The 256-nt window shown below is 38.7% G+C and carries 1 pseudogene; it reads right to left on the bottom strand.

Annotated features, from left to right (window positions below):
- Positions 1-158 precede the first annotated feature (158 nt).
- Positions 159-256: pseudogene (locus ACTHS4_RS12175) on the bottom strand (metallopeptidase TldD-related protein); the annotation flags it as partial.

Raw genomic sequence — 256 nt, 5'->3', positions numbered from 1 at the left:
GGATCACAAAAGTGTTGATATGAAAATGTCGTATGCAGAATTGCTCACTTAACCCAATGATTATTCCTGAGAAAGCGATTAATAAAAATAATGGAAAAATTGACCGCACTTAAATTAAAGGGATAAAAAAGCCCGATATGATTTATCGGGCTCTATGTTTAATTTGTACCACCAACGGTGATTTCATCAATTTTCAAGGCTGGCTGACCAACGCTGACCGGTACGCTTTGGCCATCTTTGCCGCATACACCAATAC

The sequence above is a fragment of the Neisseria sp. P0014.S009 genome (genome assembly GCF_051958155.1).
GTDB classification, from domain to species: Bacteria; Pseudomonadota; Gammaproteobacteria; order Burkholderiales; family Neisseriaceae; genus Neisseria; species Neisseria flavescens_C.
This window is presented reverse-complemented; position numbering and strand designations above follow the sequence as displayed.